General features: G+C 59.5%; 25 protein-coding genes and 1 pseudogene. 14 read left to right on the top strand and 12 right to left on the bottom strand.

Annotated features, from left to right (window positions below):
• Positions 1–90 precede the first annotated feature (90 nt).
• From aceE to QE373_RS16520, 3 genes are all read left to right on the top strand, one after another.
• Positions 91–2,778 carry a pyruvate dehydrogenase (acetyl-transferring), homodimeric type gene (aceE, locus tag QE373_RS16530; RefSeq protein WP_123700272.1) on the top strand — a complete coding sequence of 896 codons (2,688 nt, stop codon included), beginning with the start codon at positions 91–93 and terminating at the stop codon, positions 2,776–2,778.
• Positions 2,714–3,757 carry a DUF4747 family protein gene (locus QE373_RS16525; protein WP_309688600.1) on the top strand — a complete coding sequence of 348 codons (1,044 nt, stop codon included), beginning with the start codon at positions 2,714–2,716 and terminating at the stop codon, positions 3,755–3,757. Before aceE ends, QE373_RS16525 begins: the two co-directional genes overlap by 65 nt.
• Before the next feature lie 123 nt (positions 3,758–3,880).
• Positions 3,881–4,321, top strand: a complete 441-nt coding sequence (locus tag QE373_RS16520; RefSeq protein WP_309688598.1) for a hypothetical protein — start codon at positions 3,881–3,883, stop codon at positions 4,319–4,321.
• A 265-nt stretch (positions 4,322–4,586) separates the two neighbouring features.
• Here QE373_RS16520 and QE373_RS16515 read toward each other — a convergent pair whose 3' ends face one another.
• A complete protein-coding gene (locus QE373_RS16515) occupies positions 4,587–5,555 on the bottom strand; it encodes an IS5 family transposase (RefSeq protein ID WP_309688575.1) in 969 nt (322 codons plus the stop codon).
• A 121-nt stretch (positions 5,556–5,676) separates the two neighbouring features.
• On the opposite strand from QE373_RS16515, the gene QE373_RS16510 reads away from it, so the two are divergent.
• Both QE373_RS16510 and QE373_RS16505 read left to right on the top strand, forming a co-directional pair.
• On the top strand, positions 5,677–7,722 hold the full coding sequence (locus QE373_RS16510; protein ID WP_309688596.1) for an ATP-binding protein: 2,046 nt from the start codon (positions 5,677–5,679) through the stop codon (positions 7,720–7,722).
• A gap of 372 nt (positions 7,723–8,094) precedes the next feature.
• Positions 8,095–9,468: a DUF3427 domain-containing protein gene (locus tag QE373_RS16505; RefSeq protein ID WP_309688594.1), complete on the top strand. Its 1,374-nt coding sequence runs from the start codon at positions 8,095–8,097 to the stop codon at positions 9,466–9,468.
• Here QE373_RS16505 and QE373_RS16500 read toward each other — a convergent pair.
• The 5 genes from QE373_RS16500 to QE373_RS16480 all read right to left on the bottom strand — a co-directional run bounded on the left by QE373_RS16500 (position 9,452) and on the right by QE373_RS16480 (position 13,130).
• The gene (locus QE373_RS16500) at positions 9,452–10,288 is read right to left on the bottom strand and encodes an XVIPCD domain-containing protein (RefSeq protein WP_309688591.1); all 837 of its coding nucleotides are present in this window, start codon (positions 10,286–10,288) and stop codon (positions 9,452–9,454) included. The genes QE373_RS16505 and QE373_RS16500 overlap by 17 nt on opposite strands.
• Positions 10,289–10,294: 6 nt before the next feature.
• Positions 10,295–10,768, bottom strand: coding sequence for a hypothetical protein (locus QE373_RS16495; RefSeq protein ID WP_309688589.1), 474 nt, complete (start codon positions 10,766–10,768; stop codon positions 10,295–10,297).
• 27 nt (positions 10,769–10,795) lie between these two features.
• Positions 10,796–11,551, bottom strand: coding sequence for a hypothetical protein (locus QE373_RS16490; RefSeq protein ID WP_309688586.1), 756 nt, complete (start codon positions 11,549–11,551; stop codon positions 10,796–10,798).
• Positions 11,552–11,840: 289 nt separating this feature from the next.
• Complete coding sequence (locus tag QE373_RS16485; RefSeq protein WP_309688583.1) at positions 11,841–12,608, bottom strand: hypothetical protein; 768 nt, start codon at positions 12,606–12,608, stop codon at positions 11,841–11,843.
• Between the two features lie 162 nt (positions 12,609–12,770).
• Complete coding sequence (locus QE373_RS16480) at positions 12,771–13,130, bottom strand: hypothetical protein (protein ID WP_309688581.1); 360 nt, start codon at positions 13,128–13,130, stop codon at positions 12,771–12,773.
• A gap of 171 nt (positions 13,131–13,301) precedes the next feature.
• On the opposite strand from QE373_RS16480, the gene QE373_RS16475 reads away from it, so the two are divergent.
• On the top strand, positions 13,302–13,562 hold the full coding sequence (locus tag QE373_RS16475) for a hypothetical protein (protein ID WP_309689924.1): 261 nt from the start codon (positions 13,302–13,304) through the stop codon (positions 13,560–13,562).
• 515 nt (positions 13,563–14,077) lie between these two features.
• Complete coding sequence (locus QE373_RS16470; protein WP_309689884.1) at positions 14,078–14,674, top strand: DUF1629 domain-containing protein; 597 nt, start codon at positions 14,078–14,080, stop codon at positions 14,672–14,674.
• A 439-nt stretch (positions 14,675–15,113) separates the two neighbouring features.
• Here QE373_RS16470 and QE373_RS16465 read toward each other — a convergent pair whose 3' ends face one another.
• The 5 genes and pseudogenes from QE373_RS16465 to QE373_RS16445 form a co-directional block, all read right to left on the bottom strand.
• Positions 15,114–15,407, bottom strand: a complete 294-nt coding sequence (locus QE373_RS16465; RefSeq protein WP_309688579.1) for a hypothetical protein — start codon at positions 15,405–15,407, stop codon at positions 15,114–15,116.
• Positions 15,404–15,820: a hypothetical protein gene (locus QE373_RS16460; RefSeq protein WP_309688577.1), complete on the bottom strand. Its 417-nt coding sequence runs from the start codon at positions 15,818–15,820 to the stop codon at positions 15,404–15,406. Before QE373_RS16460 ends, QE373_RS16465 begins: the two co-directional genes overlap by 4 nt.
• 604 nt (positions 15,821–16,424) lie before the next feature.
• A pseudogene (locus QE373_RS16455) lies at positions 16,425–16,937 on the bottom strand (IS5 family transposase); the annotation flags it as partial.
• A 127-nt stretch (positions 16,938–17,064) separates the two neighbouring features.
• On the bottom strand, positions 17,065–18,033 hold the full coding sequence (locus QE373_RS16450) for an IS5 family transposase (protein WP_309688575.1): 969 nt from the start codon (positions 18,031–18,033) through the stop codon (positions 17,065–17,067).
• Complete coding sequence (locus QE373_RS16445) at positions 18,024–18,587, bottom strand: IS5 family transposase (protein WP_345784382.1); 564 nt, start codon at positions 18,585–18,587, stop codon at positions 18,024–18,026. The genes QE373_RS16450 and QE373_RS16445 overlap by 10 nt, the downstream gene beginning before the upstream one ends.
• Before the next feature lie 132 nt (positions 18,588–18,719).
• Between QE373_RS16445 and QE373_RS16440 the strand changes: the two genes are divergently transcribed.
• From QE373_RS16440 to QE373_RS16410, 7 genes are all read left to right on the top strand, one after another.
• Entirely contained in the window at positions 18,720–19,151 is a 432-nt protein-coding gene (locus tag QE373_RS16440; RefSeq protein WP_309689881.1) for a hypothetical protein, read from the top strand.
• A gap of 36 nt (positions 19,152–19,187) precedes the next feature.
• A complete protein-coding gene (locus tag QE373_RS16435; protein ID WP_309688572.1) occupies positions 19,188–19,463 on the top strand; it encodes a hypothetical protein in 276 nt (91 codons plus the stop codon).
• A 103-nt stretch (positions 19,464–19,566) separates the two neighbouring features.
• Positions 19,567–20,076 (top strand): hypothetical protein, encoded by a 510-nt coding sequence (locus QE373_RS16430; RefSeq protein ID WP_309688570.1) that lies wholly within the window; start codon positions 19,567–19,569, stop codon positions 20,074–20,076.
• 411 nt (positions 20,077–20,487) lie between these two features.
• A complete protein-coding gene (locus QE373_RS16425; RefSeq protein ID WP_309688566.1) occupies positions 20,488–20,988 on the top strand; it encodes a hypothetical protein in 501 nt (166 codons plus the stop codon).
• 15 nt (positions 20,989–21,003) lie between these two features.
• Positions 21,004–21,507 carry a hypothetical protein gene (locus tag QE373_RS16420; RefSeq protein ID WP_309688564.1) on the top strand — a complete coding sequence of 168 codons (504 nt, stop codon included), beginning with the start codon at positions 21,004–21,006 and terminating at the stop codon, positions 21,505–21,507.
• Between the two features lie 174 nt (positions 21,508–21,681).
• Positions 21,682–22,182 carry a hypothetical protein gene (locus QE373_RS16415; RefSeq protein ID WP_309688561.1) on the top strand — a complete coding sequence of 167 codons (501 nt, stop codon included), beginning with the start codon at positions 21,682–21,684 and terminating at the stop codon, positions 22,180–22,182.
• A gap of 10 nt (positions 22,183–22,192) precedes the next feature.
• Positions 22,193–25,987: an XVIPCD domain-containing protein gene (locus QE373_RS16410; RefSeq protein WP_309688559.1), complete on the top strand. Its 3,795-nt coding sequence runs from the start codon at positions 22,193–22,195 to the stop codon at positions 25,985–25,987.
• Between the two features lie 32 nt (positions 25,988–26,019).
• Here QE373_RS16410 and QE373_RS16405 read toward each other — a convergent pair whose 3' ends face one another.
• Positions 26,020–26,571, bottom strand: a complete 552-nt coding sequence (locus QE373_RS16405) for a hypothetical protein (protein ID WP_309688557.1) — start codon at positions 26,569–26,571, stop codon at positions 26,020–26,022.
• Positions 26,572–26,850 lie beyond the last annotated feature (279 nt).

Below are 26,850 nucleotides of genomic sequence, written 5' to 3'. Positions count from 1 at the left end.
AGCCAAGTGACGGAAGCCACTGGTGCGCTACACTTTGCGGTCTAGAAATCAATAACAGTCGCGCGCGTGCGTGCGGTAATGGGAGCGCTAATGAACTGGTTGAACGAGCTGCTGAACAACGACCCGAACCCGGTAGAAAGCCAGGAGTGGATCGAGTCGTTGAAGGCCGTGATTGATGTCGAGGGCCCGGAGCGCGCGCATCAACTGCTGGAAGGCATGGTGGAACTGACCCGTCGTTCGGGTGCGTACCTGCCGTTCTCTCCCACCACCGAATACGTGAACACCATCGCGCCGAACCTGGAGGCCAAGAGCCCGGGCGACGCCGATCTGGAATGGCGCATCCGTTCGATCATCCGCTGGAATGCGATGGCCACCGTGGTGCGCGCCAACCGCAAGCCGGGCGACCTGGGCGGCCACATCGCCAGCTTCGCATCGGGTGCCACGCTGTATGACGTGGGCTTCAACCACTTCTGGCGCGCGCCGAGCGACAACCACCCCGGCGACCTGCTGTTCATCCAGGGCCACAGCGCCCCGGGCATCTATGCGCGTTCCTACCTGGAAGGCCGCATCGACGAAGCGCAGCTGGACAAGTTCCGCATGGAAGTGGACGGCGGTGGCCTGTCGTCCTACCCGCACCCGTGGCTGATGCCGGATTACTGGCAGACCCCGACCGTGTCCATGGGCCTGGGCCCGCTCGCCGCGATCTACCAGGCGCAGTTCCTGCGTTACCTGGAAAACCGTGGCCTGATCGAAAAGTCCGACCGCAAGGTGTGGTGCTTCATCGGCGATGGCGAGAGCGACGAGCCGGAAACCCTGGGCGCGATCGCGCTGGCCGGCCGCGAAGGCCTGGACAACCTGATCTTCGTGGTGAACTGCAACCTGCAGCGCCTGGATGGCCCGGTGCGCGGCAACGGCAAGATCATCCAGGAACTGGAAGGCGTGTTCCGTGGCGGCGGCTGGAACGTGATCAAGCTGCTGTGGGGCGGTTACTGGGATGCCCTGCTGGCCAAGGACACCGATGGCGTCCTGAAGAAGCTGATGATGGAAACCGTCGACGGCGAATACCAGAACTGCAAGGCCTTCGGTGGCGCGTATACCCGCGAGCATTTCTTCGGCAAGTACCCGGAAACCGCTGCAATGGTTTCGGGCCTTTCCGACGACGACATCTGGCGCCTGAACCGTGGTGGCCATGACCCGCACAAGGTGTTCGCCGCCTACCACCAGGCCGTCAACACCAAGGGCATGCCGACCGTGATCCTGGCCAAGACGGTCAAGGGCTACGGCATGGGCAGCGCCGGCGAGGCACTGAACCCGACCCACCAGACCAAGAAGCTGGACGACGAAGCGGTGCGCCACTTCCGCGACCGTTTCAACATTCCGGTGACCGACGAGCAGCTGAAGGACGGCCAGGTGCCGTTCTACCACCCCGGCCCGGATTCGCCGGAAGTGAAGTACCTGCAGGAACGTCGTGCCGCGCTGGGTGGCTACCTGCCGCAGCGTCGCCGCAAGGCCAGCAAGAGCTTCAACGCACCGAAGCTGGAGACCTACGAGCGTCTGCTGAAGAGCAGCGGCGAACGTTCGTACTCCACCACGATGGCCTTCGTGCAGAGCCTGAACATCACCCTGCGTGACAAGGAACTGGGCCCGCACATCGTGCCGATCGTGGCCGACGAAGCGCGTACCTTCGGCATGGAAGGCCTGTTCCGGCAGATCGGCATCTACGCCCCGTTCGGCCAGAAGTACAAGCCGGTGGATGCGGACCAGCTGATGTTCTACCGCGAAGACCAGAGCGGCCAGGTGCTGCAGCAGGGCATCAGCGAGCCGGGTGCGATCGCATCGTGGATGGCCGCCGGTACCAGCTATTCGGTTTCCAACGTGCCGATGCTGCCGTTCTACATCTACTACTCGATGTTCGGCTTCCAGCGCGTGGGCGACATCGCCTGGCAGGCCGCGGACATGCGTACCCGCGGCTTCCTGCTGGGTGGTACCGCAGGCCGCACCACGCTGAACGGTGAAGGCCTGCAGCACGAAGATGGCCACAGCCATCTGGCGGCTGGTGGCATCCCCAACGTGCGCAGCTATGACCCGACCTTCGGCTTCGAAGTGACGGTGATCCTGCAGCACGGCACCAAGGCGATGATGGAAGACCAGGTGGATGAGTACTACTACATCACCCTGATGAACGAAAACTACACCCACCCGGAAATGCCGGAAGGTGCGGCCGAAGGCATCGTCAAGGGCATGTACCTGCTGACCGACGCCGGCAAGCCGAAGAAGAACGAGCTGCGCGTGCAGCTGCTGGGTTCGGGCACGATCCTGCGCGAAGCGATTGCCGCGGCCGAGCTGCTGGACAAGGACTTCGGCGTGACCGCCGATATCTGGAGCTGCCCGAGCTTCAACGAACTGCGCCGCGATGGTTTCGACGTGGAACGCTACAACCGCATGAACCCGGAAGGCGAACAGCGCAAGGCCTACGTGACCGAGCTGCTGGAAGGCCGCCAGGGCCCGGTGATTGCCGCGACCGACTATGTGCGTGCGTACGCGGACCAGATCCGTGCGTTCATCCCGGGGCACTACACCGTGCTGGGTACGGATGGCTTCGGTCGTTCGGACACTCGTGCGAACCTGCGTCGTTTCTTCGAGGTTGACCGTTACTACATCGCGCATGCTGCGATTGCTGCGCTGGCCAAGGAAGGGAAGATGACGGGCAAGGATGTGGCCCGGGCGATCAAGCAGTACAAGATCGATGTGGAGAAGTCGAATCCTGTTGGGGTTTGATTGGGGTTGGATTTGCCACCCACACGTAGTAAAAGAAGGGGCCGCTGAAGCGGCCCCTTTTTTTTCAAGAGGGGACAACGACAGACTATGGAGCAGGGGGAGCATGGAACGGCAAGTCTCAGGGACCTTGATCAACGTAGCAGCACACCCTCATAACGGCGCTGACACGTACCTTAAATTAATAACCGCAGCACATGCGTTAAATCGAGCCGTTCGTGTACACGGCGATAGGTACGCGTGGATGTCCCACCTTTGGACCAATAAAGCGCGCAACGGCAAAGTGTCAATGACGGGCAATATTGCAACGTTTACTCAGATCGACATGGACGGCGCGTGGATCGATATGCAGACTCGAGCTGCCGCAGATGCAAAGCGTATCGATAACGTTAAACGAGTCGTCGCGGGCATACAGCCAAACTATCACGAGTTTAGGTTCTACTTCGAACCGCAAATTCATTTAATTGCCGTGGAGACTAACGACGGCGTCCGCTCTTTTAGTCCAAGAATGGCCGAGAAATTTTTCTCGGAATTGCTCAGTGCAAACGGAATAACCGATGAATTCGGCGACATTGAGGTTAATTTTGTTCCTGACAAGGAGTCACTTAACAGGATCATCAGCTCTAAATTCCTAAGAAAAATTTCAATTCATTTTAGTAGGCCGAACGCGGACAGTCTCGATGATATTGAGCGGAAGGTCATGGAAAGTATGAACGAGATGGGTGCAAGAACGTCCACTGTTACGTACTCGGCCGTACGTGGGGCAACATTAAGTCTGACGCCCGATGTCAAGAATCTGGCAAGAGTTGCGCGAAGAAATGGGTACGTTGAGGGAAATGTCGCGGGCGAACCCCTGTCTACACGAGACCACCCAATAGAACGGAGGCTAGTATTCGATGATAACGCCCAAGACCAAGCCTCAGCCTTTGACGGCCTCGCAAGAGGTTTGATTGAATCTGAATCAGACTCACTGGGCGAGTAACTTATGAACGACGGGAGCCGGGGAAAGTCGAGCAGTGACTTCTCAGTCCTGTGCGAGTACTGGGCGATCTACGGTGGATGGACGGCGCTCTTCAAATCCATATACTTCTACGGAGCCCTCGCGATGGTACTCGCTGGTTTCGAAGTGTGGACGAAACCAGGTTGGTGGGAACTTCCGCAGAGCATTCTGCCGAACCTCCTCGGTTTTAGTTTGGCGGGGTACGCTATTTTCCTCAGCTTCGGATCAGAGGCTTTTAGACTGTTTCTTTCTGGTGTTGAGGTCGGTAAAGCATCGGCGTTTGTATCGCTGACGACTACCTTTATGCATTTTGTAGTCCTGCAGGTGTTGGCTTTGCTTCTTTCGCTGGTAGCTGATTTCGCAAGTCGAATAGTGGTGCCGGCCAGTTTCCCTATGGCAGACCTTCTTCCTTGTATCCAAAAGCTCTTCTGGCTTATCTGCTTTATTCTGTTCTGCTACTCACTAACTTCAATACTCGCATCGGTAATTGCGATATATCGGCTTGTGCGCATGTTTGACGCGTACTCGCGCCGCTCTAAGGGGTGACGTCTTACCTGCAAGCGCTGTTTCAACTTCCTCAAAAGTGGCGCCGCGACACAAGTTCATTACTAAAATATTAATCCTACGGATGATCAGTGATGCAGCAGCGGAACTTGGCTAAACCAAATGCTTTCGGCGACGTTAGGGATGATCTGAATAGATCACCCGCACCGCTGGATTCATGAGGTGAGCGACGTTCGCGCCTTGCCTGAGCAGCGAATTTTGTTGAAAACGGGGTTTTGAAGGTGCCGTTGGGCACCTCCAGGCGGATTTATCCCTGGGCCGGCAGAAATTGCCGACGGGTCATCCACAGATTGGACAATGCAAACAGCGTCAGCACCTGTGCGCTGTTCTTGGCCAGACCCCGATAGCGCACCTTGGTGTAGCCAAACTGGCGCTTGATGACCCGGAAGGGGTGCTCCACCTTCGCTCGCATGCTGGCTTTGCAGCTCTCCCAGCGCTCGTACTGCCGACGCTCGCGCGCGTTCTTGATCGCCTTCACCTTGCCTCGTTTCCTGGCGATGAAGAACGTCGCCTTGGAGTCCTGAAGCTCTGGCCGACAATCCGCTCCGGTATAGCCACTATCTCCCAGCACGCAGTCCTCCTTGCCGTGCAGAAGTTCGTGCGTGACCGTGACATCGCCCACATTCGCAGCGGTGCATGCCACATGGTGTACAAGGCCGGAAAACTCATCCACGCCGATGTGCGCCTTCATGCCGAAGTACCACTGATTGCCCTTCCTGGTCTGGTGCATCTGCGGATCACGCGCCTTGTCAGCGTTCTTGGTGGAGCTCGGTGCATGAATGATCGTGGCATCCACGATCGTGCCCGCACGCAGACTCAGGCCTTGGCGCTGCAGGTGTGCGTTGACCGCCTCCAGCATCTTGCCGCCCAGCCCGTGGGTCTCCAGCAACCGACGGAAGTTGAGGATCGTGGTCTCATCGGGGATGCGGTCCAGGCTGTTGATGCCAGCAAATCGGCGCATCACCGCTGTGTCGTACAGTGCTTCCTCCATCGACGGGTCGCTCAGCGCGTACCACTGCTGCAGGAAGTGGATGCGCAGCATGGTCGTCAGCGCGTAGGGCTGACGGCCGCGGCGGCCTGTCAGCGGGTAGTGCGGCTCGATCAGCGCCAGCAGTCGCTTCCAGGGGACCACCTGATCCATCTCGTTGAGGAACAGCTCGCGGCGTGTCTTCTTGCGCTGGCCCAGGCCTTCGGCATCACCGAATGTCAGTTGCATGGGGGGGCCTTCAACGTGTGTCTGATGGACCTCAAGCTTGCCAGCCAGCGGCCGGCACTACCATCGGATTTGGTGCAGATTTGTTCAGATCTTCCTTAGGGCTGAGAACGATCATCTAGCCTTGGATGGTGCCTTCTTTGAGTGGCAGGACTACAAAACGCTATTTGAAAGTTCGGACAGATTTATCGTGGTGGGGCGCCGCGGTACTGGTAAGAGTGCTCTTGTCTATCAGTTAGGTAAAATTTGGGGTAGCAGAAAGTTTCCAATAATCGAGGTCGCGCCAACGGAAGAGCAGCTTATCGGACTACGCCCATTGGCTAGAATGTTTGGTGACACGGTATCTCGAATTCGGGTCGGAGTTAAAATTGCCTGGAAGTACGCATTGCTTATGGAGATCGCCCTTAGCTTGAGCAATGACTACAAGGCGAAGCGCTCCATCGAGGGTGATCGACTACTCATGGATCGAATCGTCACGTGGAAATCTCTGGGCGGCGACTGTATCACCCGGCTTCGGGGGCAACTCAAAATGTTTTCCAAGGCCTTCGAATCGGAGGAGGAGCGGATAGCTGAGCTGTCAGCGTTCCTCGACATTACTAAGGTCGGTGCGTCCGTTATGGGTGCGCTTAATACGATTGAGAGGACCTTCATAATATTAATCGATCGGCTGGATGAGGGCTATGAGCCAGACGCTGTGGGAACGGGTCTGATTGATGGAATTCTCTATGGCACCGATGAAGTGCGATCGTCGCTGCTTGATAAAGTGAAAGTTGCAGTATTTATACGCGACAACATGCTGAGGGCGATCGAGGCGGAAGATAGAGACTTTACTCGCAATCTGGAATCACAGGTGCTAAGGCTTCACTGGGACCCTCAGGAGCTGTTTTATCTTGTTGCTAAAAGAGTTCGTTTCGTTTTCGGCGTCGCTAAAGAGAGTGATATAAAGGTTTGGAACTCGATAACTTCTAACGAACTCCACGGTCGTGAAGGTTTTAAGAAATGTCTTCGTCTCACTCTATATCGGCCAAGGGACGTTATAGCTCTGCTAAACGCCGCGTTTTACCAGGCACAAAGGCAGCAGCGAAACACCCTGATCGAAGCCGACTTTGAGGCTTCAGCCAAGCAAATCTCCAGTACGAGATACAGCGATCTGGGGAAGGAATATGAAACTGTGTTGCCTGGTGTGAAGACTCTAACCTCAGCATTCTCCGGATGCGAAGCGAAACTAAGCTGGCGCGAGGCTGCCAATATAGTTAGTGGGGCAATGGGTGCGGCTGGACTTAATTTGGCAGAGGTCCAGCATTTTGAAATCCTCAACAGTCCGGATGAGGCTATAAAGGCGCTATACGGTATAGGATTTGTTGGCATGTTTGATAGACAGCACGGTAGCTTCGTCTTCTCTCATGATGGTAAACGACCCATCAAGCAATTTGGTGAGTCAGATATTCTTATGATCCATCCCTGCTACTGGTCTGCTCTAAACATCCAAGGCTTCGAGATTGATCAGGATGGCGCCGAAGAGATATTTGATGAATACGAGATCACAATAGAATCCCATAGCGGAGAGCAGCGGCGTAGATTGCTTGGACAGCTGATATCAGAGCTTAACACTATACCTGATGGTTCTTCCGGCGCGCAGCAGTTCGAGGAATGGTGCAAGCGCGCAGTGGAGATATGCTTTGCGCGTGAATTGACGAATGTGCAGTTGCGGCCTAATGCCAACGCTAGCCAGCGCAGGGATATCGTCGCTACGAATCAGGGGGGGGGCGTGTGGAAGCGGGTCCTACAAGATTACGGTACGCGTCAAGTCATATTTGAGGTTAAAAACTTCGAGAGAATCGGCGTAGAAGAGTTCAGGCAAGCCTACGGATACCTCGGAAAGGAGTACGGCCGATTAGCAATTATTATTTGCCGCGACCCCGAGTCGGGACTCAGGCGGGGTGCAGAGCTCGACGCATTTCGCGAGTTCTATGGGAAAGACGCTCTTATAATAAAATTTCCGGCGAGCCAGTTTGTTACTATTCTCTCCAAGCTCCGCAATCCGGAGAAATTCGATGCAGGCGAATTGGCTTTGGAGCGCCTCTTAGACTCCTACGTCAGGCTCTATGCTTCGGGGCAGTCTGACGTAAGGCGCTCAGACTCAACCTCGCGTCGGAAGAAGAGGCGTTAGTGCCTGATGACCTTTTGACCGACGAAGCTAGAGTCGGATGTTTCGACGTTCCAACGATAGTGCCTGCCTCCACTTTTCAGTACCGCTAACGGTGGAGCCCAGGCGTCAAACGTTCCAGCACAAGACTGGCCGGGGTGTCGGCATTCGCGCGTTTTCGGTAATGCGGAACGGCGCGAGCTACAAGAAGCTTTGCAGGCCCCGGTGAAGTCTTACCGAGGGTTCACTGGAGCGGAGGGCATGGCACGCTCCAGCTGACGCTAAGTCTCGCCTCGCGACATCCCACGTGCTGCATCCGCAGGACAAAAGCGCCTCGCCTTAGCGCATTCGAGCATTTTTGCAATAGACTTCCTCAATCGGAAGCTAGGGATGGCAATGGCAAAGCTCGACGCAGAAATTGAACTCAGTGGCTTTGAGGTAGGAGCCGAGTACACGCGCCAAGAGATGGCAAGGTTGGGCGGGCTGCCGGTTCCAGAAAGCATCAGAACCAGTCAGTGGGGAACGGGGGTGCTCGAACTGCAAAACGCGGTGCTGCTGTTCGTCACTCTGCAGAAGAGTAGTGAGGATGACTACCTCGATGAGTTCGAAGGAGACATCTTCTACTGGGAAAGCCAGCGCAGTCAGCGACAACAGAGTCCTGTGATCCAAAAGATTGGCGCCGGAGAGCTTGTCCCGCATCTCTTCGCCCGCATCCGTGACCGACAGCCCTTTGTGTACTGCGGACGGCTTGGCGTTCCCCTGATGGAGGGGGAGAAGCCCGTAACATGTCTATTCGAGCAATTGGACTTCCAGAAATCGCCCAAGGGCCAGCTTGCGGAGCTCTACGAGTGGAGACCTTCGCATGAGCCGCAAGCTTTTGCGGCAAGACGAGAGCGACTGAATGCTGCTAAAAGCCGCGGCACCTCCGTCAACCGGAGGAGTGTGAAGTATTGGCATGTGGCCGACGCAGTTGATGATCTCGGCACACCCACCATCGCCGAAGTAGGGACCTGGCTGTCTTCTCGCTATCCAGAAGAAACGCAAAGTGATTTGAGGGAGAATCTCGCACACCTGACCGTCAATTCACCCAGCCGAGTCCACTACGACCGAGCTCGGCGAGACTGGCGGAGCGATGCCGTACCCAGGCATCCACGGGACCGCTTAGTCAGATTGGAGGGAAGTCCTATTCGGTACCAGAGTTTCGATCCGGCTATACATGGCCACTACGATCTGAGGCAGGGAGAGGACAAGAGCTGGTACGCAGTGGCTTTGAGCAAGGATGTGCTTGGTGCGGCCGAGGCGCAGGGAGCCGCGGAGATCGAGCGGCATCCTTCGCCGCTCACCGATGAGGATGATGCGCGTCTCTGGATTATGAAAGCTGTGGCCATGCGAAAGGGGCAAGGTGCCTTTCGGAAGGAGCTACTCGCTGCCTATCAGGGAAGGTGCGCCATCTCAGGTTGCACCACCGAACATGTCCTTGAGGCTGCTCACATATCGCCCTATAAAGGAGAGCACACCAATCGTGCTGACAACGGTCTGCTTCTCCGTTCTGACCTGCATACGTTGTTCGACCTTGGCTACCTCTGGATCGACGAAGACTTCCGCGTAAAATTCGCGTTGCCTCTGCGAGGCGCAGATTATGAGGCCTTCGAAGGACGGAAATTGCGTCTTCCTGAAGTTGCCGAACAGCGGCCGAGTGCGGCCGGGCTGGCCAGGCACGCTGCTTATGCAATGGCGCGAGCGGGCGGACGCCTCACCCCATCCTCATAGCTTGGCTATCCCTCGCAACCGCATCCTGCTCCACCTGCTGGCTCTGCGCCGCAAGCTGCATTTGCTGCTCCCGCCCGACAGCAGTCAACTGCTGCAGTGACTCCTCACCTGGCGCCTGCACAGCGACGTCAGTCGCCATGGAAGCCCGCAGATGCGCGGGATCATTCAGCTCCCCCTGCACAACAAACACGCGCTGCCCAGCAGCACTCACGCCGGTCGCGTCGCTCAGCACCACATGGTCAGCCCGCTCAAGCCCATTACCCTTAGCCAGCGCCACAAGGCTCAACGTAAGCCGTTCGCTCGTTTCATCAAACTCTCGCCCCAGCCTGGCATCCAGCGCGGTGACATGGCCGCGTACCTGCTGATAGAGCGGATAATCAGCATGCCCCGGCCCCATCACCAGCCGCGTATCAGTCTCGCCACCGGGTCCCCGCAGATCGCTGGAAACTACCTTGGGTGAGTCGATCAGCGTCCTGTAATTGTCGCCGGGATGGAACTGGGTGGCGCGCTCCTGCTGCTCAAGCCGGAGTTCGCGCGTTTCGCTCAGCCGGTCGATCACTGCGGCGTTGCGCTCGCGGATAGGGATCGCGCCTTCAACCTGGATGTACCACGCTCCTTCCCGCTGACTGTAGACATGGTGAGAGCTCTGCATCCCGATGACGTTCGGATCATTGGTTGGCATTGCTTCCTTGGCCATCGCCAGCTCATACGCGCCGAGCTTCGCGACATACATGCTGGCTTGGGCCCACGGCATGGCGGCGAAGGCGTTGCCAGTAGTGTCCAGCGCGCGACGCGTGCCTAGCGCCTCGTTACTCAGCATGTCTTTTCAGACTGTTTCCGCCGCATCTTCGCCGTGCTTTCTCCGAGTGGCGTCGAGCAGGATTCGAGGTGTCCAGCAGTTCGGATCCAAACCGTGTTGACGGAATGCGTCGTCGTGCGCCACCTGTACGTCGCGCCCGGGCAGATTCAGTGCCAGCTCTGGCCTCCCGCGGGACATCCAGCGTTCGCGCAGTTCAACGTCGCGCACCAACAGCGTCTGTCCAAAGCTGTCCCACTCGCGCTCACTCAGCACCCGATTGTCCAGGCGGGGATCCCGCTCGTGCTGTGTGCTGGCTTGTGACTGGGCGTAGGCGTTGGCTACCTGGCCAGGCAGGTTGTCGTTACGGACGACGCCTAAGGCTAGCAAGCCATAGCCGTCTCCACCTTCCTTCTGTGCCAGATAATTCCAGTAGAGCTCACGGTTTCCACTGTCCGCGTATCGACGCAGGATGGCAATGTCGTCTTCATTCAAGCCGCTCATGATCAGTTCCCTGGCCTTCTACTAGAGTCAGCGAATCCTGTAGCGCGCCATCATGGTCCGCACGGCATCCTCGATGGCCTTCCAGTCCTTGAGCAGCACACGTGGGTAGCGGATCGTCATGGAAATGCTGTCGTTGAGATCGACAATGTCGTGCGTGCAATCCGCAATGATCCGGGCTCCATCAGGGACCAGCAGATCGCCTTCGACTACCAGCCCATCCAGCCCATCGTCCGGCTGACTGCACCTGATCAAGGTCTTGACCTTACCGTCGCTGGACCGTTCCACATACCAATCCTTCTCTGACTGGGGGTTGCGGATCGGTAGCTCGCCGAACTCCTTCAGATACTCCTGGGAGTAGGTGGCCATCTTCTTTTCATCAACGGCATAGGGAGTGATTCCAAACTGAGGTGGCTGCGGAATACGCAAATCCAGTCGCCGTGTGGGATCTCTGCGGGTGACAGAACCTTCGGGCGTTATCGCCTCGGTGCTCGCAATGCGCTCCAGTAGTCCTGTGATTGGAACCGCATCCACGTAGTCGATCAGCACTCCGATCGCACGATAGTGATCGGCCATCGAGCGGGTAGGGCGTGTTCCCGGCGGCGCCGCCTGCAGGCCTGGCCACATGAGGGTAAGTCCAACGCCACCGCCGATGGCAGGACCGATCTGGTCATCGTAGTAGTTGGCTGGGAACGCGAGCCGGTGTGGTCCGAACTCCGCCACAACTGGCTTGGTGGTGTAGGTGTACCCATCAAGGGTACGGCTCTCGGCCGAATTCTCAGTCATGGCAGCTTCCTTTTCAGCATTGTCAGATGATGGTCCCTTAGCGCACGCCGTCGTGTTGAGAGCTGCGGCCAGTGCCAAAGCAAGGCATCGACTGGGTGACAGGACACTCATGGGACCAATCCTTTCTGGGTCATCGGACGGATTGTAGGGCGCGCTCCGTCAACGATTCGGTAAGCGGTCACCCTTCGCAAATCTTGCTCGCGGGCAGCTCACATCAGCGCTTGATAACTTCAGAACTTCTTGGCTTCGTGATCGGTATCGCTGCCAAGCACATCATGGGCTGCCTGAATCAGCGGATTCGGTACCTGGCCAACACTGTCCGCGCTGCACCTTCGATGGATCTCCAGTCCTTCAGCAGGACGCTGGGGTAGAAAAGGGTCACCGATAGGCTGTCAGCTTGGTCCACAAAATAGTGGGAACAACTGGCAACCCTGTCTGCTCCATCGGATACCAGCGCTGCGCCCTTGATATGCAATCCTTGGCGACCGTTCTGGGGCTGGTCACACTTGATGAAAGTCGACAGTGTGTCGCCGCTGGAGCGGGCGATGTACCAGTCATCCTCGTATCTGGGATTGCGGACTGGTGGCCTGCCTCGCTGGTTCAAGTAGTCCTTGGAATAGGCCGCCATCCGGTCTTCATCGATTACGTACGGGGTAAGCCCGAACTGCTCAGGCGCAGGCTTTCGCCTGTCCAATCGATTACGTGGGTCTTGCCGCTCGACTGAGCCATCTTCGGTCTTGGATTCCGTACTGGTTATCCGTTGCAGCAAATTGCCGATGGGCACTGCGCCTACGTGATCAATGGACATACTGATCGCACGGTGATGGTCGGACATTGAGCGTGTCGACCGCGTCCCAGGAGGCGCAGCATCAAGCTCGGGCCACATCAACGTCAACCCGACCCCACCGCCGATAGCAGGGCCGATCTGGTCATCGTAGTAGTTGGCGGGGAACGCAAACCGGTGGGGTCCGATCTTGGCTTCAACAGGCTTGGTTGTGTAGGTGTACCCATCCATGGTGCGGCTCTCGGCCGGATTTTCAGTCAGGACAGCTTCCACTTCCGTCCTGTCAGATGATGGTCCTTGGACGCACGCCGTCGTGTAGAGGGCTACAGCCAATGCCAAAGCAAGGCATCGACCCGGTGCCAGTAAACTCATTGGACCAATCCCTCCTGGGTCATCTGCAGGGTCGTAGGGCCCAACGCCTAGACGGCGCGGACTTCAGATCCATTGCGAGGCGCCGCCGGAAAGCGAAAAAGTCTGACCCGCTGAACCAGACGAGTCGACCATCGCCCGCTGCTTGCCCACGTGGTACCCGCCCCACGCGGTTGCCATGCCAAGGCACGCGAAGATGATGCCCACCTGCCAGCGCGTATCACGCAGGCCGGATGCGCCCAACAGAATCAGGGCGAAGCCAATGAAACTCACGTGGTAGGCGATGGCAAGCACCAGGAAAAGCAGTCCGAAAAGCAGCAGGACAAGGCTCAGTTTGCTACGACGGTTTGACATATCCAGCACGAAGTTACTCCTTGGAATCACTTGCGGTGCAGACCCGGTGGGGTTGCTCGGCAGCAGACGCATCGGCAATGGTGCGACATTGCGTTGGCCTGCCTCTGTCTCTTGTCCGACATTACCGCGTGCCGGCCCGGTGTGCACCCTTGTCCCACTCCCGAGCTCTGACCCTGCGGTGTCACCTACGTCCTACGAGGAATGCTTATAGTCATACACCATCCCGCAATGGATAGGCCACGAATGCGCCTGCTGTCTTCCTGCCGCTTGCTGGGATGTGCTCTCGCCGTCGCGCTGAGCGTGGGTGCCTGCGCCAGGCCGCCATCCGCCCAACACCAAGGGAACCCAGCTGGGTCGGACCCCCCAGACCGGTGCATCCACTACTTCGTCGATGTGGAAAGCAAGCTCTCTATCAGCATGGACTACAAGCGCGCCTTTCTTCAGGACTGGAAACGCATCGAGGACGCTGTCCGCGAGGTGCTCAAGCGCAGCCGGTCAGTCTGATCGAAGCAAGCAAAGGAAATAGACATGCGTGGCTGCTACCAGGACGCCTGCTACAGTGATCGTGAGGCCAGCAGCTAGACGGTCCAGGAAGGAGTCGATGATGATAGTGCCGATGCGATACGACAACAGAACGATGCGTGGGTTGAATCCTGACGTCACGACTCTTAGAAGATATTCCCGCGATGGCAATCGCGAGTTGCGCCGGAGCTCTTTCTCCCAGCCCCCGGCCCCCCGGCCCCGATAGACAATCGATAATGAAACGGAATCAGCCGCGACGCGGGGAGTTCTTCCTGCTGCAACCGGACACAACCCGCGACGGTTGATCGCCGTCTGCGCGATGCCATCATGGGTACAGGCATGGGGACAGCAACACAAACGCATGAGGTGTGGTTTACCGATGCGGCGGACATTTGAAGTCACAACGTCCAGGCTGCAGCATGGTTCAGGCGCTACTAGAGGAGGTCGACCGGATGAAGCGAGAAGCAACGGCCCCGCCGGCTGACAGCGAGTTCTTCATGTTTGGCCCAGAATCAGAGAGCAATAGACGCTTTCGTGGTGCGTACCTTGAGAACATCCAGCAACTACTGACATCCCCACGGCTGATCCTGCGGCCAGACGCGGGGGGATTTCCGCCGCTCAGTGAAGTACCGCGTGTGGTGTTTGATCCATCTGCGTGCCCTGCGCCGCGAGACTTGGAAGGTGGCTTCAGCGGCTACTGGCTGGTGTCCGAGCGACTTCAGCGGGCGATGTCAGCCGTGGATCCTGAAGCGTTCGCTTTTGTTGAATGTGAAGTTCGCCTGGCTGACGGATCAGCCGGACCGCCACGTTTCATGTGCGATGTCGTGCGCGAAGTGGACGCACTCGACGAAGACGCATCCCAGCTCAGGATCAAGGTTGATGATGACTACGTCCGGGGGAAGTTCTACTCCCTGGGAGGTGGTGCGAGGCTGGTGTTCAAGCGCGACATGCTGGCGGGTGCGCATGTGTTCTTGACGCCCTTCAATCCGTCCGCGTTCTGCGACAGGAGCTTCCGAAATGCTGTCCAAGCCGCTGGCATCTCGAAGAACGCAGGAGTCAGTGGCATATCCTTCGTGGACGCACTTGATATCTGATTAAACGATCAACGCCCAGCCGTGTCTGGCCGAGGTCCATCGGGGCGTCCGGGGATAAACAGCTCGGCCAATGTCCTTCTCCCGCACAAGTCAGTTTGAGCCGCCGCTCAACCCCATGGCGCCGAACCTGTCTTCTCCGCGGTAGAGAAGGAACTCGTACTGCGCCGGGTCACTGCCGTCCGGTAGGGGACCTTGGACTCTCACTACATGAATCCGGCTACTTCGATCATCAGCGGGTTCGCGCAGGCATCGGGGTTGGAAGTAGGTAGGCATGGATCTTTGGCTGAGAGGAGTGAATGGATGATCGCATCAACGTCCTTGGGGAGCCACGAGGGCTCGGTTCCAAGGTGGGCACCCACCGTCCGCTGGCGAATTAGCGCACCATCGTGGCGTCAAGCGCAGCCAGCCACGCCGGCTGCACCTGCCCCGTAGCAGACACTCAACCCACCTCTATCCGCAACCGGATACCCAGCGCCCGCATCGCGCCCAGCACGCTGTCCAGGTACAGCGGCCGGTTGCCGCTCAACTGCCGGCGCATGACCTCGCTGCTGTGCCCGCATTCGCGCGCGATGTGGCTCATGCCATGCAGTTCGGACACCAGCAGCAATGAGCGCGCGAACGTGGTTTCATCGTAGTTGGCCATGTTCAAGCGGGCATCCAGGTACTCGGCCATCTCGGCTGCACGCAGGTTGCTGACGCGCGCATTGGCGAAGCCGCCGTCCGACCCGCTCAAGAGCGGCTCCACATGGCATCGGCCGATGACCGCACCAGTTCCCGTCCGGTGATGATCAGCCCTTCGACGAGGTATTCGCCGAAGCCATTATCGGGCTGGCCCTGCTGCCGGCCGACATGCACCGAGTGCAGCACTTCGAAGATCGAGGCCAGCGCCTGCAGGGTGCGGATCGGCACGGCGACATCCACGGTGCGCTGGGGCTCCCGGTGGCAACCGCTGCCCTCTTTAGGTGCATCCGCTGCGGGTTCTGGCACCACGCGCAGGTGCATCACGCGATGTTCGTTGGTGCGTGAGGTTTCAAACGCTTCGAGCCTCCGCTCAAGGCGTTCGATGAAGTAGGGAGGGAAGTCGATCATCCGATCGCCCATCAGGGCATACAGACGTTTTGCGCTAAGAGGGTAGTGCGAATCCATCGGCGTACCTCACAAGGCTGGAGGCCACCTGCGCCAAGGCGCGAGGTGGCGGGCGATGCGGGTTGGCATACCGGGCTACTGAACCAAAAACCGGCGGATCAGGGATCCCCACGCACCGCCCACCGTAGGATCGGTAAGCGATGCAGTGCATTCTCCGCCGTGCCCAGAGGGCAAAACAGAGCAAATAGTCCAAGTAGCAACAGGATGCCAATCCCGGCTGACGCTCTTCGTCGCCAGCGCGTCCATACCATCAGCCATAGGCCCTTGCGTACATGGGCGAATCTGCAAAAGTGACACGGCATCGACCCGCCATAAGTCATGCAGGTGTGTGGCAAGCCCGTCACCTACACGGGCGCCACGCCCCTCCCTGCGAGGGCCTGGAGTGACAGTGAACGCGGCCCGTCGCGACACCCGGCCTCACATCATTTTTGCAACTCGCCCCCCCGCCGTTGCTAAGTTCGCCTCATAGCCACCCAAGGGATGATCTGAATAGATCACCCGCACCGCTGGATTCATGAGGTGAGCGACGTTCGCGCCTTGCCTGAGCAGCGAATTTTGTTGAAAACGGGGTTTTGAAGGTGCCGTTGGGCACCTCCAGGCGGATTTATCCCTGGGCCGGCAGAAATTGCCGACGGGTCATCCACAGATTGGACAATGCAAACAGCGTCAGCACCTGTGCGCTGTTCTTGGCCAGACCCCGATAGCGCACCTTGGTGTAGCCAAACTGGCGCTTGATGACCCGGAAGGGGTGCTCCACCTTCGCTCGCATGCTGGCTTTGCAGCTCTCCCAGCGCTCGTACTGCCGACGCTCGCGCGCGTTCTTGATCGCCTTCACCTTGCCTCGTTTCCTGGCGATGAAGAACGTCGCCTTGGAGTCCTGAAGCTCTGGCCGACAATCCGCTCCGGTATAGCCACTATCTCCCAGCACGCAGTCCTCCTTGCCGTGCAGAAGTTCGTGCGTGACCGTGACATCGCCCACATTCGCAGCGGTGCATGCCACATGGTGTACAAGGCCGGAAAACTCATCCACGCCGATGTGCGCCTTCATGCCGAAGTACCACTGATTGCCCTTCCTGGTCTGGTGCATCTGCGGATCACGCGCCTTGTCAGCGTTCTTGGGATGATCTGAATAGATCACCCGCACCGCTGGATTCATGAGGTGAGCGACGTTCGCGCCTTGCCTGAGCAGCGAATTTTGTTGAAAACGGGGTTTTGAAGGTGCCGTTGGGCACCTCCAGGCGGATTTATCCCTGGGCCGGCAGAAATTGCCGACGGGTCATCCACAGATTGGACAATGCAAACAGCGTCAGCACCTGTGCGCTGTTCTTGGCCAGACCCCGATAGCGCACCTTGGTGTAGCCAAACTGGCGCTTGATGACCCGGAAGGGGTGCTCCACCTTCGCTCGCATGCTGGCTTTGCAGCTCTCCCAGCGCTCGTACTGCCGACGCTCGCGCGCGTTCTTGATCGCCTTCACCTTGCCTCGTTTCCTGGCGATGAAGAACGTCGCCTTGGAGTCCTGAAGCTCTGGCCGACAATCCGCTCCGGTATAGCCACTATCTCCCAGCACGCAGTCCTCCTTGCCGTGCAGAAGTTCGTGCGTGACCGTGACATCGCCCACATTCGCAGCGGTGCATGCCACATGGTGTACAAGGCCGGAAAACTCATCCACGCCGATGTGCGCCTTCATGCCGAAGTACCACTGATTGCCCTTCCTGGTCTGGTGCATCTGCGGATCACGCGCCTTGTCAGCGTTCTTGGTGGAGCTCGGTGCATGAATGATCGTGGCATCCACGATCGTGCCCGCACGCAGACTCAGGCCTTGGCGCTGCAGGTGTGCGTTGACCGCCTCCAGCATCTTGCCGCCCAGCCCGTGGGTCTCCAGCAACCGACGGAAGTTGAGGATCGTGGTCTCATCGGGGATGCGGTCCAGGCTGTTGATGCCAGCAAATCGGCGCATCACCGCTGTGTCGTACAGTGCTTCCTCCATCGACGGGTCGCTCAGCGCGTACCACTGCTGCAGGAAGTGGATGCGCAGCATGGTCGTCAGCGCGTAGGGCTGACGGCCGCGGCGGCCTGTCAGCGGGTAGTGCGGCTCGATCAGCGCCAGCAGTCGCTTCCAGGGGACCACCTGATCCATCTCGTTGAGGAACAGCTCGCGGCGTGTCTTCTTGCGCTGGCCCAGGCCTTCGGCATCACCGAATGTCAGTTGCATGGGGGGGCCTTCAACGTGTGTCTGATGGACCTCAAGCTTGCCAGCCAGCGGCCGGCACTACCATCGGATTTGGTGCAGATTTGTTCAGATCTTCCCTTGGTGGAGCTCGGTGCATGAATGATCGTGGCATCCACGATCGTGCCCGCACGCAGACTCAGGCCTTGGCGCTGCAGGTGTGCGTTGACCGCCTCCAGCATCTTGCCGCCCAGCCCGTGGGTCTCCAGCAACCGACGGAAGTTGAGGATCGTGGTCTCATCGGGGATGCGGTCCAGGCTGTTGATGCCAGCAAATCGGCGCATCACCGCTGTGTCGTACAGTGCTTCCTCCATCGACGGGTCGCTCAGCGCGTACCACTGCTGCAGGAAGTGGATGCGCAGCATGGTCGTCAGCGCGTAGGGCTGACGGCCGCGGCGGCCTGTCAGCGGGTAGTGCGGCTCGATCAGCGCCAGCAGTCGCTTCCAGGGGACCACCTGATCCATCTCGTTGAGGAACAGCTCGCGGCGTGTCTTCTTGCGCTGGCCCAGGCCTTCGGCATCACCGAATGTCAGTTGCATGGGGGGGCCTTCAACGTGTGTCTGATGGACCTCAAGCTTGCCAGCCAGCGGCCGGCACTACCATCGGATTTGGTGCAGATTTGTTCAGATCTTCCCAAGGAACCTGCCATGACCCGGACGTCCCCTCTTGCCCTGCTCGCCCTATGCCTCAGCCCCGCATTGTCGTTCGCCCAGGCGGACCGCGAGGTGGCCGCAAACATGGTCACCCGTGCCGCCAACGTCTGCCCCGGCCACAGCGCCGAGCGCACCACGCCGACAGTGAAGAAGGTGCCGGTTGGCGCACTGCGCGTCATGGTCGACCGCGGCCTGGTGATGTGCCCGGACCGCCGCCTGGATGCTTCCGCTCCGGCCGTGTTCTATGGCCGCGTGGGCGTGTTCGCCTGGAACCCGGAAGCCGCTGACGCAGCGGCAGTGATCGTCAGCAAGATCGATGAAATGACGCGTAAGGACGACTACCCGGTCGAGACGCTGGCATGGGATGCCAAGGGCAACGCGTTGACCCAGCAGACCGTGCCGGCATTTGAAGCCCGGCCGGGCGCGGCGGTGCTTTACAAGCTGCGTTGAGGTATCAATGCAGACCAGCATCCTGATCTTCTGCTGATGGTGCAGGCTTTTGAAGCCTTCATGGAAGAGCAGGGGGTCGCGCCCTTGCATGAAAAGTACGCCGGTGCGCTCCATGACATGATGTGGAACGCCGGGTGTGTGGAGTACATCACCAACGCCGTGGCTGCCGGGGGATCACTGCTGGCATTGGTTGAGAACGCGTCGCGTGATGGCAGCTTCAACAGGCTTGAGCTGGTGACGCTGCTGGAATATCCGCAGGGCGTGATCATTGGCTATCCTGTCAGCGCCATTGCGGCCGCCTCTCCTGACTGATGGAGGCAATGACAGTACTCGCGGGTGAAGTGTCTTGGTGAACGTAAGAAGTTTGAAATTGCCTCAAGGTGCTCGCTAACAATAATGGAAAAAGGAAGCCGGCATGCCCATCTTCTTTCAGGCGCTTTCAAACTCTTCATATGATCCAATCAGCAGGATATCAATACCTCGGCCACGCGTACTTCCTGCGGACCTCGAAGACGGTCGTCCGGGTACGGAATACCAATACTCTCTCATTCGGGATGGAGCGTCTCTTGATGGGCTAAGTTGTTATGGCTCTGAGACGATGCTTGGGGAAGGTGTGAATCGCGAATGGGCATACACCATTGATCTGGGGCATGAGCGCCTGATCAGAACCGTCGTCGGATTCAAAAAGCTGTTTGTCGATGCAGCTGAGGATGACTACGTCTTCCTGTGTGAATTTGCTTGGGGATTGGTGCTCGCTTACGCCGGCCGAACAGATAACGACGAAGGCATGAAGTACGCCGCCACGACGACTGCGGAAGCGCTGGCAAACGCAGGCATCCTTATTTATGATCAAAAGGCGATAGCCGCTGATGGCGTGTTGATTCTTGCGGAAGCGTCCATTCCAGCACACGCGCCTGAGGAATAAGCGCCATGAGCAGTCCGGCCTTCGGTGATTATGTATTCGCGACTTTAAGCCGCGCAAGGAACTCCGCGGATGGCAGTCCCCTGTTGCTGCAACAGAAGAGTGACGTGGCCGCTTACTTGAGGTCTTCCGGTTCGGGGCCAGACGCTGTCACCAGCATCGAGGTCTGTTTTTCCAAGGCGATGCAATCCTCGCCTGCTGAACTCCCCGTAGGCACTGAGTCCCCAGGTTTGAGCTGGCTACCCTGCTGACGCTTCCCGCAAGGAACTGAGTACGAGTTCGGGCTCTATCAAAAGCTCGAAGCCCAGTTGCGCTGAACGGAGGCGCATCCGACGACAGTCCCGGCCGCTGGCCGGCTAGCTCAGGGCGGCGGACGCGTGCGCACATTCTCGACAATGCTGATGGAAGTCCGAAATGACCCCCGATTTTCAAGCTCGACCTGATTCTTCATTCGATCTCGTGAGTGGGATCTCAATCAATCGTCCGCGGATACTCCCGGCGATCTTGGCGGACGGGAGAGAAGGCACGGAGTATCAGTACGCTTTCCTGAGAGATGGTAAGCGGCTCGATGGCCTGGGCTTCCTGGGGTCCGACGTGGTTGTCGAAAAGGACGGGCAGCGGGAGTGGATCTTCACGTTCCATCTTGGTAGAGAGAAGCTTCTCAGGGCCATGCTCGAGTTCAAGGCCGTTTTTCATGCGGATGGTGAGGATTTCGAGTTCCTTTGCAAGCTGGCTCAAGGCTTGGTATCAGCTTATGCCGGCCGTACGGACAACGTGGATGCCCTTCGTTACATTGCTGCTACGACGTTCGAAGCCCACTCTGCAGCGGGCGTTTTCATCTCTGGCGAGACTCAAGTTCTGGATGACGGAATAGTCATCCTTGCAGAGGCTCTCGTTCCCAAGCATGCGGGTTGAGGTGGAGAACGAGACATGGCACTTCATTTTCAAGCGCGTGAAGGCTCTTCTTATGACCGTGCCAGTGGGATAAGCATCCCTGAACCTCGGATTCTGCCTGCTGAGCTGCCGGATGGTACGCAAGGAACTGAGTACCAGTTCGGGCTCTATCAAAATGGCGAGCGCATAGGCGAGCTGGGATTTTCAGGTCCTGATGAAATCATAGAGTCAGGTGGTTGGCGTGAGCATGTCTTCTTTTTCGACCTTGGCCATGATTGGCTGATCGAAGATCTGCTGGCAATAAAGAGGAGGATTGATAATTCGGACGGCGACTATTTGTACCTCCAGCAGTTCTCTCGAGGGCTAGTGCTCGCGTACGCGGGGCAGACAAACAACAAAGAGAACTCATGCTATGTCGTCACCACTACATCAGAGGCGCTGGCGAGCTGCAGGGTACTGATTGCAGGCGAGAATCCCGTTTTGGCCAATGGTGCCGTAGTCCTCGCTGAGGTCTCTATCCCGGCGCGCTTTGCCAGGTGATACAGGTATGCGGATCAGCTTTGAAACAGGGAAGGCTTGCGCTACGTAGCAACCAGCTCGCCAGAGGCGCTCGCGAGTTTCCGTGCCCTCACGTGGGACGAAGGCGCCGTTCGCGAGAGGGTAAGATAGCGCATGGTTGGGTGCACTTCGCAGAAGATAATTTGAGGAACAGGCATGGCGGTCAATTTTATCCCTAGAGAACGTTCCGCTTTCGATGAGGGGAGCGGAATTTCTATTCTCCTTCCACGAGTGCTTGCTTCTGATCCGCCAGAGCCGGGCGGGTCCATCGAGTATCAGTACACGTTCAGACGCAACGGAGAGCCAGTGGGCGGGCTTGGTATGTTTGGCGATCAGCGAGTAGACGGCACGTCGAATCGCCCGGTGTGGACGTACACCGTGAACCTTAGTCCGCCTTGGGTATTGCGCGACATTCTTCGAATGAAGCCCCTCTTCGGAAGCATCGAGCCGGACTTCACTTTTCTGCAGAGTATCGCACGCGGGCTTGTGGCTGCATTCGCGGGGCAGACGACCAATACGGTAGACCTGCGGTATGTGGCTTTAGCAAGCTCTAAATCCCTGATCGGCGAAGGGTTATCTGATATCCAAATCTCAGGCGTGCCAAACGAGGGTGAGGTCATCCTGGCAGAGGTTTTTGTGCCGGCGCACATTTTCTGAGGATCCAGAGATGGCCAAATTTGAATTTTCGGACTTTGCCAAGACGACGCTAAGTGCCGCAAAGAATAAAGCTGACCGCAGCCTCATTTCGGAACAGAAATTGAAGGTGGTTGTTGACTACCTCCAATCGCCGGGGTCCGGGCCAGATGCTACGTCGAGCTACGCAGATTATCTGGAAGAAAAATTGCGGAGCCATCCTCCTGAGCTTCCCCGGGGAGTCGACTATGTCGCCTTCTCCGGCAGAGATGGTTCGAATGTTTCGAATTACCGGAATGCTTTGGATTACAAGAGTGATGTCGGTGGAACTGCCGGGATCATTGGTGACACGCATTGGGGTAAATTAATACAGGATATTGACGACTCGCCATCGCGACACCCTGATTTCAAGGTGATGGAACGCAAGCTCGCGGAATTCATGACGGCGTTGGATGTAGAGCCCCTGGGGACCCACGCCGCCGCCCTCCAAGACATCATGTGGAACGCAGGCAGCGCCGAATACTTCAAGAACGCCATCGCCACCGGCAAGCCACTGCTCGCCTTCGTCGAAAATGCACCACCCAATCGCGGCTTCAGCAATTTCGAACTTGCTACCGCGCTCGAGCACCCGGACGTTCGCATCAACGGCTACCCGGTCAGCGCGTTCGGCCCTGATCCGCGTGCCTTCGTCAGCGCATCTGCTGCGGAATACCAGGCACTCGAAAGGACCATCGCCCAGCAGGCCACCATCAATAGCGGCCACGCCGTCGACGTGGCCCAGGTACGTCGGCACCTCACACCGATCCAAGGCTGGGATGCAGTCGACAAGACGCTCTTCAGCCGGCCCGTGGATGAGTTCCATGCCTTGAACCTGGCCGACATGACGCGCGTGCGCGCGGAGTGGGTCGCTGCGCGGCCGCAGTTTGGGTCAGGCCCACGCCTGTATGCCGATGTGCCGGAATTGACGCCCCACGCACCCGGGCAGCCCGGCGCGCCGCGTGGTCCACCGGGCGCCGCCGCGGTAGCTGAGATGGGCGGCGATGCCGCGCACGCTGCACGCGTCAGCCCGGGAATGAAGGTCGCAGGCGTGGCGGGTGTCGCGCTGCTGGCACACGACTTCGCCACGTCCGGCCACAAGTGGGTGGAGTTGAACGCGCAGGGCAATGCGGCAGGCGCCGATTCCACCGCTGCGCACTTCATGGGCCGCAACGTGGGCGGTGCGCTGGGCGGCTTCGTTGCAGGCGCCGGCGTCGGGCTCGCCACGGGCTCGTGGACAGGGCCGGGTGCGCTGGCCACGGGCATCGGCGGCGGCGCGGTCGGCGCCTACCTGGGCGAGCGCTGGGCCGACCAGAAGGATATCGAACGCATCTACACCCAGGTCGATCCGATGGGCCGCACGTGGACGCGTGATCCGGCCGACGCCGAGGGCCGCTGGCTGCGTGGCGCGCACCAGCAACAGGTGCAGAGCAGTGATACTGGCAGCGGGGTCGAGGTGCGGCCGGTGCAGGACGCGCAGGGGCAGGACGTGACCTTCCGCGCCGCCTACGTGGCATCGGGCACGCTGGAACGCCAGTTGAACTGGCAGGCCGCACGCGCCTCATACGAGCTGGGGCTGGCCAACCCGCCGACGCCACAGGACCCGTACCGGCTCAGTGCCAGCGGCGTGGACCAGCCGCCGCGCGCCCCGTTCGAGAGTGGCCGGGAGTTCGTCCGCGACCCGCAGTCTCGCGAATGGCAGCTTGAGATCAGGGAGACGCTGGATGGCCGCGTACCCGTGACACGGCATGAGGCGGTCTCGCCCGAGCGGGCACTTGCGCTGGATGAGCAATCGCGGACGGTGATCGCCCAGAACGCTGCCAATACTCCCGCTGCGATGGCCGCGCGTTACATGGTGGCGCACGCGCAGGAGCGCTGGAGCGACTTCGGCGGACCGGACAACCCGTCCATTCCACAGGCGGTGCAACAGGCGCGGGACAACGCCAATACGCTCAGGGCCAGCGATGGCAATGACTACACGCGCCAAGCGGACGGCAGGTGGATCAGCGAAGGCCTGGTCTTCGACAGCACGGCCAATGGCAACCTGGCCGAGCAGCTGGACGTCACTTGGCGTAGCCAGAACGCCGGTGTCGCGGAAATGACCGCGATGGCCAACGGGATCCGGTCCAACCTGGAGCTGGCACCGGAAGGCATCCGCGGGCAGGTGGCGGCGCTGTATCAGAAGCACGGCATTGAACGCAGTGAGTCCGAGTTGGCCGCCATATCGGCTGCCGTGGAGCAGAGCCTCGCAAGCAGCGGCCGGCCGCCCGACGTGGTGCTGGAACTGATGCCGGATCCGCGTACGCGCGCGCCGGGTGCGGGCAGCGCGATTGCCGCCTTCAGCGATGCCGGCGGCAATCGGATGGTGCTTACCGCGACCACAACAATTGAAGATATTGCCCGGGTGCAGGCCAGCCGGCAGCAGGCATCCATCGCACCTGAGCGGGCGGACGGAGCGGTTCCCACGCTGGGCACGGTGAGCGTGCGCCCGGAGCAACAGGCACCCGTACCGGACACGCCAGAGCTGCGCATTGAAGCACTGTCGCCGAAGGAGCAGGACGCGCATCGCCAGGCGCTTCATGAAGCGAACCGCCAGGGTGCTGCGACGACCGATGCACAACAGGCGGCGTCCGTGGCGGCGCTGATGGCCAATGGTACGCAGCCAGACTCGGTGCGCACGCCTGCGGTGGAAGCGGACGTGCAGCGCGATCGCGAGATGGGCCGCACGGCGGTGCCGCCGGTGCAGCAGCCTTCCATGGCCTCGACGCAGGCTGCGGAGATGGCGGCGGCCTGTGCAGCTGCGGTGTCAGTGCCGTCGGTGGAGCCTGCGGCAGTGCGGAGGGAGGCGGAGCGGCCTGCAGAGCTTCAGCGGGCCGCGCCATCTTCAGCGGAAGCAGAACGGGCGGAGCGTCAGCGCCAGGATGAGCTGCCTGCCCAGCGGCAGGAGGAGGCGGCCAGGGGGCGCGCGTCTACGCAAGCTGTGGACGCGCCCGCAGCGGTTCCCGATACGTCGGCGCGGGCGGATCAAGCTGAGCTTGAGCAGCAGCGGGCAACGCAGTCTGCGGAGACGCCCGTGGCGGCCGCCCGGGATACCGCGCCGGCCCCCGCAGTGGCGCCGCCGGACGCTACTAACCGCGTGCCGGTGGCCGCCGTGCAGGAAGGGCAGGGGCCGGAACGCGTGCGGCCATCTGACGAGACCTTGCACGTTGCTTCGGCGCCAAAGGAAGAGGTTGCTCAAGCCGCGGACGCCGGCGTGGTGGACAGTCACCGCCCCCCGGTGGTCCCTGGTCAGGTGGCGGTTGCGCAGGAGCCCATCGCCTACGAGCCACCGCTGGAGCATCACGCGGCGCCGCCTCAATCTCAGGACCCCACGCAGCGGGATCATCCCGACTTCGCGCTTTACCAGCAGGTTCGTCAGGGCGTGGCCACTCTGGACGAGAAGCATGGCCGCAGCTTCGACGAGGTAAGTGAACGCATGAGCGCCAGTCTGCTGGTGCTGGCCAAGGACAATGATCTTTCGCGGGTGGACCACGTGCTGCTGAGCAACGCGACCGAGCGTAACCCCGCCGGCCATATGCTGTATGTAGTCCAGGGCGAGCCGAATGACCCGGCGCACCTGCGCGCCAGCATGCCGACAGAGCAGGCCGCCATGACCGCAGTAGCTGATTCGATGCAGCAGTTCGCCGTGGCCAGCGAGCTCGCCGAACAGCGCGCCGTGGCGCAGCACCAGCAGCAGGCAGAGACCGAAAGGACGCAGCAGGAAACACAGGGCGCCTTGCAGCGCATGGGGTGAGCGAAGGAGCGGAATTCAGTCAGCTGGATTTCCTATCGACCGCCGACCCGCGCACAGCCATGCTGTCGCCGACGCACTTCGGCGATCAGCTTGGCTGCGTCTTCGACGGTAACCAGAAGGTCGAAGTCGCGGCGGGTCGGGATCAGGACACGGTTCCTGCTACCACTTACTGCAGCGAAAACCGGTCTCCCGTAGCGTGTGGTGAAGTGGCCAACGCACAACCCGGGCAGGCCTATTCCATTTTTCCGCCATTTCAGCCGGACCGCATCCCCATCCGCCACCTGGTGAGCTTGGTCTGAAAGCAGTTCGGAATAGGGAAGCGTCACGCGGTAGGGCAGCACGCCAATCCGGATCGTTGAATCAGTCAGTACTACTCGGGCGCGGGCCACCGTCGATCCCAGCAGCCCGAGCAGGCCGGCCGACACAGCGCCGGCGAAGACAATTCCGCCCGTTGGAGAGGCTGCCATGAAAGAGGCGCCGAGCAGAATGCAGAGCACTGCAATGGAAGACATGGACTTCCAGTTAAGAAGTCCGATCGAAAAGACCTGCGTCCGCGCATCCATCCGCGCAGTGTCCATATTCATCGGCATCCTGATAACAGGCGATCAAGGTGGCCAGTGTCGCCCCAGATGGCTTTCAGAAATCGCTCAATACTCGCTGAGTTCATGGGGGCGCCTTATGCGTCTGACCAACCCAGTGCCGTGACGGTCATCACTTCCCCCTGAGCCACTTCCCTTATGCTCTGCACAGCAAGGAAACCAGACCGCCCGCCAGTCCGTGCGGGTACGCCTCGAACAGGGATGCATCATGCTGAGTCCGACACCAGGACGTCTCCGAAATGCCGCGCTCGCTGTGGCATTGGC

This window comes from Stenotrophomonas sp. SORGH_AS_0321 (genome assembly GCF_031453215.1).
Classification (GTDB): domain Bacteria; phylum Pseudomonadota; class Gammaproteobacteria; order Xanthomonadales; family Xanthomonadaceae; genus Stenotrophomonas; species Stenotrophomonas chelatiphaga.
The sequence above is the reverse complement of the archived record's forward strand: the minus strand, read 5'-3'. Positions and strand labels throughout refer to the sequence as shown.